This is a genomic window from Curtobacterium sp. SL109, from assembly GCF_026672405.1.
In the GTDB taxonomy this organism is placed as follows: Bacteria; Actinomycetota; Actinomycetes; order Actinomycetales; family Microbacteriaceae; genus Curtobacterium.
Genome location: NZ_JAPPRB010000002.1, coordinates 3,212,902 through 3,225,398, shown reverse-complemented (window position 1 = coordinate 3,225,398; position 12,497 = coordinate 3,212,902). Strand labels below are relative to the sequence as shown.

Annotated in this window: 12 protein-coding genes and 3 tRNA genes; 12 read left to right on the top strand and 3 right to left on the bottom strand. The window is 71.4% G+C overall.

Features of this window, described 5'->3' with window-relative positions; all coding sequences use genetic code 11:
• Positions 1 to 20: 20 nt before the first annotated feature.
• From OVA28_RS16635 to OVA28_RS16620, 4 genes are all read left to right on the top strand, one after another.
• Entirely contained in the window at positions 21 to 839 is an 819-nt protein-coding gene (locus OVA28_RS16635) for a demethylmenaquinone methyltransferase (protein ID WP_268097738.1), read from the top strand.
• A gap of 48 nt (positions 840 to 887) precedes the next feature.
• Entirely contained in the window at positions 888 to 1,964 is a 1,077-nt protein-coding gene (locus OVA28_RS16630; protein ID WP_268097737.1) for a polyprenyl synthetase family protein, read from the top strand.
• 79 nt (positions 1,965 to 2,043) lie between these two features.
• A complete protein-coding gene (locus OVA28_RS16625; RefSeq protein WP_268097736.1) occupies positions 2,044 to 3,441 on the top strand; it encodes an FAD-dependent oxidoreductase in 1,398 nt (465 codons plus the stop codon).
• 3 nt (positions 3,442 to 3,444) lie between these two features.
• The gene (locus tag OVA28_RS16620; protein ID WP_268097735.1) at positions 3,445 to 4,539 is read left to right on the top strand and encodes a heparan-alpha-glucosaminide N-acetyltransferase domain-containing protein; all 1,095 of its coding nucleotides are present in this window, start codon (positions 3,445 to 3,447) and stop codon (positions 4,537 to 4,539) included.
• 212 nt (positions 4,540 to 4,751) lie between these two features.
• Here OVA28_RS16620 and cls read toward each other — a convergent pair whose 3' ends face one another.
• Together cls and OVA28_RS16610 are read right to left on the bottom strand one after the other, a co-directional pair.
• Complete coding sequence (gene cls / locus OVA28_RS16615) at positions 4,752 to 6,212, bottom strand: cardiolipin synthase (protein WP_268097734.1); 1,461 nt, start codon at positions 6,210 to 6,212, stop codon at positions 4,752 to 4,754.
• A 41-nt stretch (positions 6,213 to 6,253) separates the two neighbouring features.
• Positions 6,254 to 6,742, bottom strand: coding sequence for a YajQ family cyclic di-GMP-binding protein (locus OVA28_RS16610; RefSeq protein ID WP_194662228.1), 489 nt, complete (start codon positions 6,740 to 6,742; stop codon positions 6,254 to 6,256).
• Between the two features lie 113 nt (positions 6,743 to 6,855).
• Here OVA28_RS16610 and OVA28_RS16605 point away from each other — a divergent pair.
• The 5 genes from OVA28_RS16605 (at position 6,856) to OVA28_RS16585 (ending at position 9,827) form a co-directional block, all read left to right on the top strand.
• Positions 6,856 to 6,937 (top strand) — tRNA-Tyr (locus OVA28_RS16605).
• 410 nt (positions 6,938 to 7,347) lie between these two features.
• The gene (locus OVA28_RS16600) at positions 7,348 to 8,169 is read left to right on the top strand and encodes an inositol monophosphatase family protein (protein ID WP_268097733.1); all 822 of its coding nucleotides are present in this window, start codon (positions 7,348 to 7,350) and stop codon (positions 8,167 to 8,169) included.
• A 169-nt stretch (positions 8,170 to 8,338) separates the two neighbouring features.
• Entirely contained in the window at positions 8,339 to 9,559 is a 1,221-nt protein-coding gene (locus OVA28_RS16595) for a M23 family metallopeptidase (RefSeq protein WP_326493761.1), read from the top strand.
• 90 nt (positions 9,560 to 9,649) lie between these two features.
• A tRNA-Thr gene (locus OVA28_RS16590) sits at positions 9,650 to 9,721 on the top strand.
• Between the two features lie 32 nt (positions 9,722 to 9,753).
• Positions 9,754 to 9,827 (top strand) — tRNA-Met (locus OVA28_RS16585).
• Between the two features lie 249 nt (positions 9,828 to 10,076).
• Here the strand turns inward: OVA28_RS16585 and OVA28_RS16580 are convergent.
• Entirely contained in the window at positions 10,077 to 10,463 is a 387-nt protein-coding gene (locus tag OVA28_RS16580; RefSeq protein WP_268097732.1) for a hypothetical protein, read from the bottom strand.
• A 134-nt stretch (positions 10,464 to 10,597) separates the two neighbouring features.
• On the opposite strand from OVA28_RS16580, the gene OVA28_RS16575 reads away from it, so the two are divergent.
• From OVA28_RS16575 to OVA28_RS16565, 3 genes are read left to right on the top strand one after another with little or no spacing between them, the layout of a single operon-like run.
• The gene (locus OVA28_RS16575; protein ID WP_194662221.1) at positions 10,598 to 11,047 is read left to right on the top strand and encodes an FAS1-like dehydratase domain-containing protein; all 450 of its coding nucleotides are present in this window, start codon (positions 10,598 to 10,600) and stop codon (positions 11,045 to 11,047) included.
• The gene (locus OVA28_RS16570) at positions 11,044 to 11,466 is read left to right on the top strand and encodes a MaoC/PaaZ C-terminal domain-containing protein (RefSeq protein ID WP_194662218.1); all 423 of its coding nucleotides are present in this window, start codon (positions 11,044 to 11,046) and stop codon (positions 11,464 to 11,466) included. Before OVA28_RS16575 ends, OVA28_RS16570 begins: the two co-directional genes overlap by 4 nt.
• Positions 11,463 to 12,497 carry a UDP-N-acetylmuramate dehydrogenase gene (locus OVA28_RS16565; RefSeq protein ID WP_442780831.1) on the top strand — a complete coding sequence of 345 codons (1,035 nt, stop codon included), beginning with the start codon at positions 11,463 to 11,465 and terminating at the stop codon, positions 12,495 to 12,497. The genes OVA28_RS16570 and OVA28_RS16565 overlap by 4 nt, the downstream gene beginning before the upstream one ends.

Here is a 12,497-nt window from a genome sequence, read left to right as displayed (position 1 = left end):
CGGCCCTCTAGGATTGGACCGTGAGCAGAGCGGACATGCAGAAGCGGCCGGACGAGGTGGCGGCCATGTTCGACGACGTCGCGGAGAAGTACGACCTGACGAACGACATCCTCTCCGCCGGCAACGCCCCGCTGTGGCGGGTCGCAACCGTACGCGCCGTCGACCCCCAGCCGGGCGAGCGCGTCCTCGACATCGCCGCGGGCACCGGGACGAGCGCCGCGGTGCTCGCCAAGAAGGGTGCCGAGGTCACCGCACTCGACCTCTCCGCGGGCATGATCGCCGTCGGCCGGCAGCGTCACCCCGAGATCACCTTCGTCGAGGGCGACGCCGAGCACCTGCCCTTCGAGGACGACACCTTCGACGCCGTCACGATCTCCTTCGGGCTACGCAACGTGAACGACCCGATGCAGGCCCTCGGCGAGATGCTCCGGGTGCTCAAGCCCGGTGGCCGCGTCGTCATCTGCGAGTTCTCCACGCCCCCGCTCGCCGCCCTGCGGTTCGGGTACTTCTCGTACCTCAAGCGCGTCCTCCCGGGGATCGCCCGCGTCTCGAGCAGCAACCCCGCCGCCTACCGCTACCTCGCCGAGTCGATCGAGGCCTGGCCCGAGCAGCAGGTGCTCAGCCAGTGGCTGCGTGGCGTCGGCTTCACGATGGTCGCCCACCGCAACCTGACCGCGGGCATCGTCGCGCTGCACCGCGGCCGCAAGCCCGTGGCCGGCACCGTCCGTGAGTCCGCAGCACGCCGGGCCAAGGCGCGTCGCGACCACCACGCCACCGGCGAGCAGCCGACGGTCGAGCAGTCCGCTGACCGGCCCGGTGCCGAGTCGACCGACAGCTGACCGGTCCTTCCCCCCGCACACGGACTTCCCCCGAACACGGAGCACCACTTGAACCCGAGCGTCCCGGTCGCACGCCGCGCACCGAGTCTCCGAGCGTCGCTCGGCATCGGCGAGCGGTTGTTCGCCAGCCCCGCTGAGCGCCGGTTCATCAGCGCCGTGGACGACGGACTCGAGCTCGTCGAGCAGGGGCTCGAGGACGCCATGCGCTCCGCCGACACTCTGGCCGACACGACGAGCCGGTACCTGCTCTCCGCGGGCGGCAAGCGGATCCGCCCGACCCTCACCCTGCTCATCGCGCAGCTCGGCAACGGCGTGACCGACCACGTGGTCAAGGCCGCGGTGAGCGTCGAGACGACGCACCTGGCGTCGCTCTACCACGACGACGTCATGGATGAAGCGCCTGTGCGCCGCGGGGTCCCCGCCGCGCACGTGACGTACGGCAACAACGTCGCGATCCTCACCGGGGACCTGCTCTTCGCGCGCGCCAGCCTCATCACCGCCGACCTCGGGCCCGAGGGCATCCGGATGCAGGCCGAGACCTTCCAGCGCCTCTGCATGGGGCAGCTGCACGAGACGACGGGCCCGCAGCCCGAGGACGACCCCGTCGAGCACTACATCCAGGTGCTCAGCGACAAGACCGGCTCCCTCATCGCGACCGCGGCCCGCGCCGGGGTGCTCTTCTCCGGGGCCGACCGCGCGTACCTCGACGCCGTCGGCACCTTCGGCGAGAAGGTCGGCGTCGCCTTCCAGCTCGTCGACGACGTCATCGACCTCGCCCCGGCGAAGGACAAGACCGGCAAGATCGCCGGCAACGACCTGCGCGCGGGCGTCGACACCCTGCCGCTGCTCCAGCTGCGTCGTCGTGCGGCGACCGAACCCGGCGCAGCAGCACTGGTGGAGCGCATCGAGCGGGACGTCACCGGCGCTCCCGACGACGCCGTCACCACCGACGCCTACCTCTCCGCCGTCGCCGCCCTGCGGGACCACGAGGCCACCGCGGCGACCCGCGCGCTCGCGGCGCAGTGGGCCGGCGAAGCCGTGGTCGCCCTCGAACCCCTGCCCGACGGCGTGGTCAAGCGCGCCCTCACCCGCTTCGCGGAGTCCGTGGTGGACCGCAGCCGCTGACGTCGGCACCATCGCCACACGGACGACGGCGCCGCCGTCCGTCCCCGGAGCACACCGCTCGAACGAACTGGAGACCCACGTGCCCACCCTCCGCCTCGCCATCGTCGGCGCCGGTCCCGCCGGCATCTACGCCGCGGACATCCTCCTGCGGGAAGCACACGCGTACGACGTGTCGATCGACCTCTTCGAGCAGCTCCCGGCGCCGTACGGTCTGGTCCGCTACGGCGTCGCCCCGGACCACCCCCGCATCAAGGGCATCATCAACGCGCTCCGCGACGTGCTCGACAGCGGGCACATCCGCATCTTCGGCAACGTCGAGTACGGCAAGGACATCACCCTCGACGACCTCAAGAAGCACTACAACGCGGTCGTCTTCTCGACCGGTGCGGTGAAGGACGCCGACCTCGACGTGCCGGGCATCGAACTCGAGGGCTCCTACGGCGCCGCGGAGTTCGTCAGCTGGTTCGACGGGCACCCCGACGTGCCGCGCACGTGGCCGCTCACCGCCGAGAGCGTCGCGGTCATCGGCAACGGCAACGTGGCACTCGACGTCTCCCGCATCCTCGCGAAGCACGCCGACGACCTGCTGCCGACCGAGGTGCCGGACAACGTCTACCAGGGGCTCAAGGCCTCGCCGGTCACCGACGTCCACGTCTTCGGCCGTCGTGGCCCGGCGCAGGTGAAGTTCACCCCGCTCGAACTCCGCGAGCTCGGCGAGGTCCCCGACGTCGACGTCGTCGTGTACGACGAGGACTTCGACCACGACGAGGCGTCGCTCACGGCGATCCAGACGAACAAGCAGGTCATGGTCATCGACCGTGTCCTGCAGCAGTGGCGGAAGCGCGAGCCCGGCACGGCCAGCCGTCGTCTGCACCTGCACTTCTACGCGAAGCCGCTCGAGTTCGTCGGCGACGACCAGGGCCGCGTCGCGGCGATCCGGTACGAGCGCACGCGGCCGAACGGGCAGGGCGGCGTCGAGGGCACCGGCGAGGTCCGCGAGATCCCGATCCAGGCCGCCTACCGCGCCGTCGGGTACTTCGGGTCGCCGCTGCCCGGGCTGCCCTTCGACGAGCGTCGCGGCGTCATCCCGAACCACGAGGGCCAGGTCCTCGACGACGACAACCAGCAGATGCCGGGCGTCTACGCCACGGGGTGGATCAAGCGCGGACCGGTCGGCCTGATCGGCCACACCAAGTCCGACGCGATGGAGACCGTCCAGCACATCGTCAACGACCAGGCCCAGTGGTGGTCACCGGAGGACCCCTCCGACGAGGCCGTGCCGGCACTGCTCCGCGAGCGTGGGGTCGAGTACACCGACCTCGACGGCTGGCACCGCCTGGACGAGCACGAGATCGCCCTCGGCGCGCCCCACGGCCGCGCCCGGGTCAAGGTCGTCCCGCGCGAGGAGATGGTCGACGCGTCGCTCGGTCGCGTCGACGCGCCGAGCACCGGCGCGCCGAGCATCGACCAGGTCTGACGCATGACGTCCGTGCGCCCCGCCCCCGTCGCCCGGGTGCGGGGCGCTCGCCTGTCGGGGGTCGACGTGGCCCGCGCGGTCGCGCTGCTCGGGATGATGGCCGCGCACGTCGGCGGCATCACCGACCACCTCGACTGGGTCGACCCGTCGTCGTGGTCCGCCGTGGTGAACGGCCGGTCGTCGTCGCTGTTCGCCGTCCTCGCGGGCGTCTCGGTCGGCCTGGTCAGCGGGCGCACCACCCCACCCGGCCCGCCGGAGATCACCCGTGTCCGGGCACGGCTCGCGATCCGCGCGGTCCTGATCGTCATGATCGGGGTGGCGCTGATGCTGCTCGGCACGCCGGTGTACGTCATCCTGCCCACCTACGGCGTGCTCTTCCTGCTCGTCCTGCCCGCGCTCCGCTGGCCCCCGTGGGCCGTCTTCTCCGCGGCGGGGGCGTGCGCGCTGCTGTCGGCGCCGTTCGCGATCGCGATCGTGCCCCTGTTCGCCGGCACCAGCTCCTTCGAGCAGCAGCTCGGCCTGGTCTACCCCGTGGTCACCTTCCTGACGTACGTCCTGGTCGGTCTCGGTGTCGCCCGGAGCGGTCTGGAGGCTCGCAGCACCCAGGTCGCGCTCCTCGCGTCCGGCATCGTGGTCGCCACCACCGCCTACGTCGTCGGTGCCCTTGTCGCACCGATCCCCGCCGACGGGAACGCGTTCCCGGGGGTGCCGTACGTGCCCCAGGGCTCGACCGCCGGGCAGGCCGCGGCGCAGGTGTTCCTCTCGCCGCGCGACCACTCGTCCTCGATCGTCGACGTCGTGGGCACGATCGGTGTGGCGCTCGCGGTCATCGGGCTGAGCTCGCTCCTGGTCGACGGGCGCGCGCGGATCGTCCAGCGCATCGCCTTCCCGCTCGTCGCGATCGGGTCGATGCCGCTCTCGATCTACGCGCTGCACCTCGTCGTGATCGCCGCGGTGCCCGGCCTGCCCGACGGGCTCGCCACCTGGTGGGGGTTCGCCGTGGGCGCCGCGCTGTTCGCGATGCTGTGGCAGCGGTTCCTCGGGCGGGGGCCGCTCGAACGTCTGATCGCCCACATCGCGAGCACCGTCCCGCGCTGACCCCGCTCGCGGCAGGCAGCCCAGCACGGGGCGAACCGCACCCGACCGCCGGTGCGAGGTTGTCCACCCGGTGCGAGGACATGGGCCCTCACCGAGTGCACGACCTCGCACGGGCCAGAGGGCCTCGCACGGTGCAAACCGCAGCCGCGGCCGCGGCCGCAACCGCAGCCGCAGCCGGCGTGACGGAGGCGGGGGAGCCTCCTGGCAGGTGGCTACTGCAGGGCGGCGGTGAGCCGCGCGACGTTGTCGAGCACCTGGGAACGACGCGTCCGACCGAGCCACTCGTCCAGGTCGAGCTCCGAGCTCTGCGCCCGGTAGGCGTCCTGCACGCCGCGCAGGGCGTCGACGAACCGCTCGCCGCGCACGAGCACCGAGATCTCCAGGTTCAGGCTGAACGAGCGCATGTCCATGTTGCTCGACCCGATCACCGCGACGTCGTCGTCGATCGTGAAGTGCTTGGCGTGCAGGACCGTCGGGGCCTTGTACAGCCAGATCTTCACGCCCGCGCGGAGGAGCCCCTCGTAGTACGACCGCTGCGCGTGCCACGTCATGGCGTGGTCGCCGATCTCACCCACGAAGAGCTCGACCTCGACCCCGCGCTGTGCCGTCGTCGTGATGGCGTAGAGCATCGAGTCGTCGGGGACGAAGTACGGCGAGGTGATCGACACCCGCTTCTGGGCCGAGTACAGCAGCGCGTTGAACAGACGCAGGTTGTTCTCGCCGTCGAAGCCCGGCCCCGACGGGACGACCTGACAGTCGAGGGCGTCGCCACGGTCGGCCCGGTGGACCGGGTCGCTCTCGCGGAGCAGCAGCTCGTCGGTCTCGCTGTACCAGTCGGTGACGAACAGGGCGTTGATCCCCGCGACGACCGGCCCCTCGAAGCGCGCGAACAGGTCCTTGTACGCCAGACCCCGCGCGATGTTGCCCTTGAGGTCGTACGACTTGTCGATGAGGTTCTGCGACCCGGTGAACGCGATCGAGCCGTCGATCACCATGATCTTCCGGTGGTTCCGCAGGTCCGGGCGCTGGAACTTGCCCTGCAGCGGCTGCAGCGGGAGCATCAGGTGCCACTCGATGCCGGCGTCGTCGAGGAACGCGAGGGTGTCCTTGAACGCCGGGTACCCGCGGCTCGCCCAGTGGTCCATGAGGAAGCGGACCCGGACACCACGTGCCTGGGCGCGAGCCAGGGCGTCGAAGAACGGACGGGTGGTGTCGTCGAGCGTCGCGATGTAGAACTCGACGTGCACGAAGCGTCGCGAGCCGTCGATCGCGCGTGCCATCTCGAGGATCGCGTCCTCGGAGTCGGGGTAGAGCTCCGCGGAGTTGCCACCCACCAGCGGCATCGCGCCGAGCTTCCGGTTCAGCTCCGTGATGCTCTCGAACCACGGCGGCCACGGGTGGTCACGGCGTACCCGCTCGATGCCCTCGGTCTGCTCGAGGATGTACGCGTTGATCTCGGTCTGCTTCTCACGCCGTGCCTTCGGCAGCTTCGTCGACCCGATGATGAGGAAGACGATGAACCCGATGTAGGGGATGAGGAAGATCGCCAGCAACCACCCGGTCGCCGTCTGCGGCTTGCGGTTGATCGGGACGTAGATGATCGCGAACACACGGATCGCCAGGTCCAGCAGGACGAGCAGGACGGTGAGGGCGACGGTGAGCCAGTGCTCCACGGGGGCGTCGTGTCGTCAGCGGATCGGCGCGGGCGGGCGCGTCAGCGGAAGTTGATGAACTGGAGCGGGACGTCGAACTCTTCGCCCTTGAGCAGCTGGATGGTGTTCTGCAGGTCGTCGCGGCTCTTCGACGAGACCCGGAGCTCGTCGCCCTGGATCTGGCTCTTCACGGTCTTCGGGGCCTGCGCCCGCAGGAACGCGCCGATCTTCTTCGCGACGTCCTGCTCGATGCCGTTCTTGAACTTCACCTCGATGCGGAACTCCTTGCCCGAGGCGTACGGGTCACCGGCGTCGATGCTCTTCAGGCTGATGCCGCGCTTGATCGCCTTGGACTCGAACACGTCGAGGACGGCCGTCGCACGCTCGGCGGTGTTCGCCTTGATGAGGACGTCCTCACCGCTGAACGCGATCGAGGCGCCGACCCCCTTGAAGTCGTAGCGCTGCTCGATCTCCTTGGCGGCCTGGTTGAGGGCGTTGTCCGCCTCCATCTTGTCGACCTTGCTGACCACGTCGAAGGAGCTGTCTGCCATGCCGACCACCCTATCCGGCGACGCCGACCTCGGTTGGTCACGACCACGTTCAGCCATCCGGTATGCTGTTCTGGCGCCTCCGGTTGGTGATCACACGGGCTGGGTGCGCACATGGCGAGTTACCCAAGCGGCCAAAGGGATCTGACTGTAAATCAGCCGGCGTAGCCTTCGGGGGTTCGAATCCCTCACTCGCCACGTGTCCATTCGCTGAAGAACGCTCTGCGAGTGGCCGAGCAACCAGAGCAGGGCCCCGTTTCTGACGGGGCCCTTTCTCGTTGGCCCCGTTCTCAACGGGGCCCTTCCTCATTTCGCCTCGTTCCGGACGGCGACCTCTCTGGTTCGCCCTGTTCCTCACGGGGCCCTTTCTCGTTGACCGCGCGCGAGACGTGAGAGTGCCGGACTGGAGGCTCGGTGCCAGCTGGCACCGAGCCTCCAGTCCGGCAGTCGTGGACCCCGCACCGCGTGCGGACGCGCACGTTCCTTCCCCTCACGCCCGCGAGGGGAAGCCGAACCGCGCGTCGGAGGCCGGGAGAACCGACGCACACCGCGCGATCCCACCTCCCACGCCTGGGACCACCACCCGCCCGTGCTGGGAGGATCAGCGCATGAGTGCTGCGCCGACCCCGACCGACCTCGCCGACCTGGCCGAGTCCATCGCCACCGAAGCCGCGGCCCTCGCGGCCCGACGCCGAGCCGACGGCGTCGAGGTCGCCGACCGGAAGTCGAGCATCGCCGACGTCGTCACCGCCGCGGACCAGGAGGTCGAGGACCTCATCCGCGCCCGCATCGCCGCCGCCCGCCCCGACGACGCCTTCTTCGGCGAGGAGACCGGCGCGAGCACCGGCAGCACCGGCCTCACCTGGGTCGTCGACCCGATCGACGGCACCGTCAACTACCTCTACGGCAGCCCCGCCTACGCCGTCAGCATCGGTGTCGTCCGCGGCGAGGCCGACCCCGCCCGCTGGGAACCCGTCGCCGGCATCGTCATCGCACCCGCGACGGGTGACGTCTTCCGCGCCGTCGCGGGGGAGCCCGCGACGCTGAACGGCACCCGCCTGCGCGTGTCCGAGCCGGGCTCCCTCGCCGAGACCCTCGTGGCCACCGGGTTCGGCTACACCGTCGACCGCCGCAAGGAGCAGGTCGCCGTGCTCGCCGGACTCCTCGGGGACGTGCGGGACATCCGCCGCGGCGGCTCTGCCGCGCTCGACTGCTGCGCCGTCGGGGCCGGCACGGTCGACGCCTACTACGAGCGGGGCATCAACCCGTGGGACATGGCCGCCGGGTCGATCGTCGCGGTGTGCGCCGGGGCCGTCTCCCGCACGTGGGAGGCTGGCGGCACCCGGTCCTTCCTGTTCGCCGCACCCGCGATCGCCGAGCAGCTCGAGGCCCTGGTCCGGCGCGCGGAAGCCGAGGTCCTCACCGACTGAGCGGCGGCGTGCCCCTCGGACTGGTGCTGCGCTGCCCCTCGCTCTGGGCTCGACTGTGGGCATGCCCACGACTGGCGGGACGCCGTGACCCCTGGTAGCGTCGTCGAGTCCCGTTATCTGCTCGTTACCAATGAGCGCATCTGCCCCGATCAGGATCATCACCGCACGTATGCCCCAGACTCCGCTCTCGCCCGTCGTCTCCGGACGAACCACCACCGACGCAACGGCGCAGTCCCCGCAACCGACCTCGGTCGTGCACCTCACCCGCCGAGCCCGCATCGAAGCGGAACGCGCTGCCGTGAAGCAGGGCGTCCAGCGCATGTCGGCATCGGACTCCCACGTGCTGCCCGCGCCGGTCGCCGCCGCACCGATGGGCACGGCTCCGGTCTCGCCCATCGACGCAGGCGCTGCCGCAGCGATGCCCGTCACGCCGCCGGCCCCCGCGTCCCCGGTCCTGCCTGAGTCCGCCTTCGGCCCGGTCACGCCCCCGGCGCCGAGCTCGCCCGTCGTCGCACCGACCACGAAGCGTGCCAGCACCCGCCGTCGCACCCCGTCGGCCGCCCCGAAGCCCGCGCCCGTCGCGAAGCAGCCGGCGCCCGTCGCCAAGCAGGCCGCGACCGTCCGCGTCGACCGCGCGACGCGCCACCTCGGAGCCGTCAAGCGCCCGGCCGCCGCGACCACCCAGCGCGGGGGAGCGGCCTTCCGCCGGAACGCCTCGCGCGTCACCGCCGTCGGGGCCCTGCTCTTCGCCGCCGGTCTGGTCGTCTCGACCTCGCTGCCCGCGCAGGCGCTGTACACCGCGGAGCCCGGTTCGCCGATCGCCCGCGCCGCAGCCGCCGGCGACCCGCAGTCCTTCCGCTCCGGCGACACCACCACGGGGTCGATCGACCGCGACGCCTACACGGTGACGGCCGCCGCCGCGCAGCCGAAGGTCACGGACTCGTCGTCCTTCACGAACGACCCGACCGGCACCATCCAGTGGCCGTTCCCCACCGGCGTCCCGATCACCTCCGGGTTCGGCGGGCGCCAGGTCGCGGGCTGCTCCTTCTGCTCGACGAACCACCAGGGCGTCGACTTCGCCCCGGGCGCCGGCACGCCGATCCACGTGATCGCCGCCGGCACGGTCGTCAAGGTGCAGGCCCACGACGGTGGCTTCGGCAACGACGTCTGGGTCGAGCACGAGGTCGACGGCAAGCAGTTCACCAGCGTGTACGGCCACATGCAGGACAACTCGTTCCAGGTCATGCAGGGCCAGCAGGTGGAGGTCGGGGACGTCCTCGGTCTCGTCGGCAGCACCGGCAACTCGACCGGCCCGCACCTGCACCTTGAGGTGCACCTCGACGGCGTCCCGGTGGACCCGCTGGTGTGGCTCAGGGCCAACGCGAACTGACCTCCGCGGACGGCACGCCCGGGCGTCACGGTGGGTTCCAGACCACCGTCCGGGTTCTGCTATCCTCGTGTGGTGCCGCTCGCGGTACACGCCCCGATAGCTCAGTGGTAGAGCACTTCCATGGTAAGGAAGGGGTCGTCAGTTCAATCCTGACTCGGGGCTCCGACCCGGCGTGAACACAGCGCCGGATCTCTGGCGGGGTAGCTCAGTTGGTTAGAGCACACGACTCATAATCGTGGGGTCGCGGGTTCAAGTCCCGCCCTCGCTACCGCAAGCCCGGCGTCCACGCCGGGCTTTCGTCGTCTCCGGGGGTCGCGTCGTTCCCATCGTCGCGCCGCCCGCCTCGAGCGTGACGTGGCGGGGCACCACCGAAGTCGGTTCGCGCCACGGACGTCGGTGGCGCGAACCCGCGTTCGTGGTGCGGTGCCAGTTCACGCCGCGGACGGGCAGGAGGCCCGGTGCCGGACCGCCATCGAGCCTCCTGTCCGGCGTCGCGACCAGCGGTGCCCCGTCCGCGCTACTGCGCCCGGTCGACCCGCCCGACGAGCACGCCCGCCGACCGCAGGGCGCCCTCGACCGAGGACGTCACCTGCTGCCAGCGCGCCCGTCGCCGCGTCGCGCCGATCGACCCGCCCGCGACGGCGGTGCCGTGTCCCGCGTGCCGGAGCGTCAGGAACGACCGGCAGCCGGTCGTGGAGACGACGACCTCGTAGCGGCGGTACTCCCGCGACAGGTGGACCATCGCCCCGAGCAGCGTCGTCAGCACGCGGTTGCCGGACGTGGCGGTGATGGAGCCGGGCAGGGCCTCGACCCGGTGCCCGGCGGTGCGGAGCGCGGAACCGGCGGCCTCCATCGCGGTGCGTCGATCGCCGGTGTGGACGGCGAACTCGATCGTGTCCTCCATGGTTCCCCCCGAGAGTCGTGACGACCCGGTCGGCGCCGGGCCTGGCGACGTCCCCCGACGTCACCGCGCCCAGGGTAACCGATGCATGCTCATGGACTCCAGCACTGTCCGGGGGCGTCGGTAGACTGCCGGTCGTGTCAGTGAACCCCGAGCTCGTCGGCAGGACGTTCCCGCCGGCCCCGCCCTACCTGGTCGGTCGAGAGAAGGTGCGCGAGTTCGCCCGCGCCACGTTCGCCACGAACCCGATCCACCACGAGACCGCCGCCGCCCGAGCCGCCGGCCACGACGACGTCGTCGCGCCGGCCACCTTCGCGGTGGTCGTGCAGGAAGCCACCCTCGCGCAGCTCCTGGCCGAGCCGGACGCCGGCATCGACTTCTCCCGCGTGGTCCACGGCGAGCAGAAGTTCACCTACGCCCGACCGATCGTCGCCGGCGACGAACTCACCGCCACACTGACCGTCACGAGCGTCAAGACCCTCGGCGGCAACGCGATGGTCACGGCGGAGAGCACCATGACCGACGCCACGGGGGAGCACGTCGTCACGGCGACGTCGACCCTCGTCGTCCGAGGAGACGACGCATGACCACCGACACCACCACCGCCGAGGTCGGCACCGTCGTCGCCGAACGCGACGTCCACCTCACCCGCGACGCCCTGGTGCGCTACGCAGGGGCCTCGGGTGACTTCAACCCGATCCACTACCGCGACGACGTCGCCGCCTCCGTGGGGCTCCCCGGTGTGCTCGCGCACGGCATGCTGACGATGGGCCTCGCCGTCCAGCCGGTGTCCGAGTGGCTCGGCGACCGCGGGTGGATCGCCTCGTACGGCGTCCGCTTCACCCGTCCCGTCGTCGTCGACCCCGAGCAGGGCGCCACGGTCGGCGTCGTCGCCAAGGTCGGCACCGTCGACGACCAGGGCCGTCCCGCCCGCATCGACCTCACCGTGACCGCCGCCGGGCAGACCGTGCTCGGCAAGGCGCAGGTCACGGTGGCGTTCCACTGACCGTGGCAGCGACGACGCTCGCCGACCTCACCACCCTCGGCGTCGGCGGCGACGCCGGGCGCCTGCTGGTCGCGCACACCACCGACGAACTCGTCGCGCACACGCGGGACGCCTGGGACGACGACGACTGGCTCGTGGTCGGTGGCGGCAGCAACCTCCTGGTCGCCGACAGCGGCTTCGACGGCACCGTCGTCCTCGTCCGCACGCGCGGCGTCGAGCACGAGCGCACCGCCGACGGCGTCACCGTCCGCGTCGCCGCCGGCGAACCGTGGGACGCGTTCGTCGCGTCGACCGTCGAGCTCGGCTTCACCGGGATGGAGGCCCTGAGTGGCATCCCGGGCACCGTCGGAGCGTCCCCCGTGCAGAACATCGGGGCGTACGGGGTCGAGCTCTCCGACGTGCTCACCCGCGTCGAGTTCCTCGATGCGGCCACGGGGGAGCGCGCGTGGCTCGACGCCGCCGAGCTCGAGCTCGGCTACCGCACGAGCACCCTCAAGCACGGCCGCCGCGGTGTGGTGCTCACCGTGGAGTTCGCCCTCGGCACCGACACCGACGGCGGTGTCCCGGTGCGCTACGCCCAGCTGGCCGGGTCCCTCGGGGTCGAGCTCGGTGCGCGTGTCGACCCCGCCGTGGTGCGGTCGACCGTGCTCGCGCTCCGTGCGTCGAAGGGCATGGTCCTCGACGCCGCCGACCCGGACACCCGGAGCGCGGGGTCGTTCTTCACGAACCCGATCGTGTCAGCGGGCTTCGCCGAGACCCTGCCGGACGACGCGCCGCGGTGGCCGGCGGGTGACGAGGTCAAGCTCAGCGCCGCGTGGCTCATCGAGCACGCCGGGGTGCACCGCGGGTACGGCATCGCCGGGTCCCGCGCAGGCATCTCGACGAAGCACACGCTCGCGCTGACCAACCGCGGCGGTGCGTCCGCCGCCCAGGTCGCCGAGCTCGCCCGCTACGTCCAGGTGAGCGTCCTCAACCGCTTCGGTGTGACGCTCGCGCCGGAGCCCGTCGTGGTCGGCGACCTGCTCGCCTGA

Coding starts and splice junctions, on each gene's coding strand:
- OVA28_RS16610 (WP_194662228.1), bottom strand. CDS start 6,742: ATGGCAGACAGCTCCTTCGACGTGGTCAGCAAGGTCGACAAGATGGAG.
- OVA28_RS16580 (WP_268097732.1), bottom strand. CDS start 10,463: ATGGAGGACACGATCGAGTTCGCCGTCCACACCGGCGATCGACGCACC.
- OVA28_RS16620 (WP_268097735.1), top strand. CDS start 3,445: ATGACGTCCGTGCGCCCCGCCCCCGTCGCCCGGGTGCGGGGCGCTCGC.
- OVA28_RS16600 (WP_268097733.1), top strand. CDS start 7,348: ATGAGTGCTGCGCCGACCCCGACCGACCTCGCCGACCTGGCCGAGTCC.
- OVA28_RS16570 (WP_194662218.1), top strand. CDS start 11,044: ATGACCACCGACACCACCACCGCCGAGGTCGGCACCGTCGTCGCCGAA.
- OVA28_RS16595 (WP_326493761.1), top strand. CDS start 8,339: ATGCCCCAGACTCCGCTCTCGCCCGTCGTCTCCGGACGAACCACCACC.